Source organism: Brochothrix sp. (genome assembly GCF_017549435.1).
In the GTDB taxonomy this organism is placed as follows: domain Bacteria; phylum Bacillota; class Bacilli; order Lactobacillales; family Listeriaceae; genus Brochothrix; species Brochothrix thermosphacta.
Genome location: NZ_JAFYUW010000077.1, coordinates 1 through 3,008, shown reverse-complemented (window position 1 = coordinate 3,008; position 3,008 = coordinate 1). Strand labels below are relative to the sequence as shown.

The 3,008-nt window shown below is 33.6% G+C and carries 2 protein-coding genes; one reads left to right on the top strand and one right to left on the bottom strand.

Features of this window, described 5'->3' with window-relative positions:
• Positions 1-290: winged helix-turn-helix transcriptional regulator (locus IKV95_RS05235; RefSeq protein WP_287451474.1), on the bottom strand; the 290-nt coding region annotated here is incomplete at its 3' end.
• A 679-nt stretch (positions 291-969) separates the two neighbouring features.
• Between IKV95_RS05235 and IKV95_RS05230 the strand changes: the two genes are divergently transcribed.
• Positions 970-3,008 (top strand): collagen binding domain-containing protein (locus IKV95_RS05230; RefSeq protein ID WP_287451473.1); only part of this gene is annotated, 2,039 nt, incomplete at its 3' end.

Here is a 3,008-nt window from a genome sequence, read left to right as displayed (position 1 = left end):
CCCCATAAACAGAGCTTGTTAAGGATAACAGAAAGACTTTCGCCATAATCACTTAGAGAATACTGTACTTTAGGCGGAACTTGATTATAGACTTTCCGATTAATAACGCCGGCATCTTCCAGTTCTCGTAATTGTTTAGTTAACATTTTCTGTGAAATACCTGGCATTAATCGTTTTAATTCTCCTGTGCGTAGAGAAGAGTTACGAAGGTGACAAAGTATGACAGTTTTCCATTTTCCACCAATTACATCGAGTGTTGCTTCAACTCCGATTGTGTATGTTTTTTTCATTTAAATGTTCCTTTCTTTATGCCCGAGACTAACAATATATCTTTAAAGGTAGATTAAGTAATACTATACATGAGAGCTTTAAAAAGAAAAAGTATTATAACTTTCTTTTTCGTAGTAACATTTAATCGTTTTGATAGAAAATATGCAAAAAATAATCTAATGTTTTTACAGGTACGTTTTATAGTACAAAATATCCTATTTTTTAAAAAACTAACATTTTATGAAACTATTTTCTTGCAACATTTAATATAAAAATAGTTGATAATATAATAAAAAAGTATTTTTTTATATTAAAAAGAATGATTATTTTATATTTTATTGAATTACAACATAGTTTCTATCGTTCTTGATAAAAGGGTCTAAAGACTTAGCGATTTTAGTTGTAAAGTAACTTTTATTTTATTAGTGAGTTCGATATACTGTATAAGGTAGCAAGTTGGGGATAACTGGCTGCAAGTAAATAATTAGATAGGGGATTATCTAATTTTGCTACATAATTTATAGAGCAAGTAGGGGATTACTTGTTCACAGTTGCCAATGAGTAGGGGATTGCTTTTTTGGCGAAAGTAGTAAGTAGGGGATTACTTACTACATAATAATTGAAAATAATATGGGGATATTATTTTCAATTTTAAATACAAAAGGGATAAATAATTATTATAATAGGGGGAAAACAGGGATGATTAAGAAACTTCAAAAAAGTTTCATTCTCTTTGTGTTGTTTACATTTGTTGCGCAATCGGTATTAGTACATGTACCAGTTAAAGCAGCAGAACTGCCAACAGTAGTATCGTTAACTGATGTTTTAGTTTCAGACAATGAAGAATTAACTACAGAAGCAACAACGTTGAAAGAGAAACAAGAACTTTTCGTCAAGTTAGGGTTGACGATGAAAGATGGGGAAATAACGAAAGAGGCTACATTGATGGCATTGCCAAGCCAATTACATGGGGATGTTTTTGGTGAAGGAAATGTTGTTGACGAACAAAACAAAGCAGTCGGAAGCTACACTATTGCTAATAATAGCATTAAGATTTTATTTAATGATGAAGCAGTAACTGGCGCACCGTACCATCTTGTTTTTAAAGCCACCTACAATGCTGTTGAAACTGATGTAAAAGCTGAAAAAATTGTTTTTTCATTAGGTGAAAGCATGATTGTCAAAGAGTTCACAGTAGAACAGGAAAAAGCAGCTTCTACTGATGAAGCGAAACCTCCGAAAGAAGATGAAAAGTCTTCAAAAGATGACGAGAAACCTTCCAAGGAAGTTGAAAAACCAACAACTAAAAAAATCAAAAAAGCTGCAAAACAGGCTTTTATTAAAGCAGAAACACGTCCAGGGGCACCAATTACAGAGAATATTATAACGAGTGCTAAAATTACAGATAAAGATGGTAAACCCTTTACTGTGGATAATCCAGCAGCACTAGATCAGAACGTAAATATCGATATAGGTTGGGAAATACCAGAAGATCTAGATGTTGTGAATGGTGATACATTTGAGTTTGATTTACCAAACGTTTTTAAAATGTATAGTACTGTTAATGGTGTTTTAATTCAAGATGGTGTTGAATTAGGGACATATAAAATTGATACAAATGGTCACGTTACTTTAACTTTTAATGCAGAAGTAGAAGACCGTTCAGAAATAAAAGGAACAATTAAAGTTGCGACAGCTTTAAACAAAGAAATAATTACAGGCGAAACACAACAAGAGATTGTTTTTCCAGTAGGTGATAAAGAAATCACGGTACCTATTTTCTTGAAACCAACAAACGGTGTAGATATTGCTAAAACGGGTGTCTTAGATAAAGGTTATAATCCAACAGCTGTTAAATGGACAGTGGATATCAATACAAGTTTGTCTAAAATTGAAAATGCAGTAGTTAAAGATGCTTTGCCAACAGGCTTAAAGCTAAATAAAGCAGCCGTCTATGAGTTGAACGTAGATGTTAAAGGTAATACAACACAAGGTGAACTAGTCGATCCAAGCAAATATACCTTAGCTCAAGATGGGACCATTACGTTTAAGGACCCTAGCATCAATAAGGCATATCGTATTATTTATGATACGGATATTGAAAATCCTGAACAGCTAGAAGGCCAAAAAGATTTCAAAAACACAGCGACTTTGACAGGCGTTGGTAAAAATGTAAGTGCAGATAGCACAGTGAGTGCAAAGTATGGTAAACCACTTACAAAAGAAACAACAAAATACGACCCAGCTACGCAAACATATGATTTTGCGGTTAAATACAACTACAATGAACAAACAATTGCTAAAGATAAAGCTAAATTAACCGATCAATTTGGTAACAACCTTGATTTGGTTGGTGGGCTTGAAGGCGTTAAAATCTATCCGGTGATCATCGATAAAGATGGTAACGAAACGGTAGGGAAAACACCTATTAATCCAAGTGAATATACAGTCAAAGCAGCGAATAATAGTGCTGAAGGTAAAAATGGTTTTGAAGTTAGCTTTAACAATCCCGTTTCACAGCCTTATATCATTAAATATTCGATCAAGCACAATGATATTGTTGATGGCGCAAGTCCAGTCGTTAACAACGTTACAACTGGCGGTGGCCAAACTGCAAACGCAGGTGGTACATCAGGTCAACAATCATTGATTAAAACAATTACTGATTCTGATAGTGATGCAGAAACAGTGAGTTGGAAATTAGATGTTAATGGAAATAAGTACACGATGACTGATAT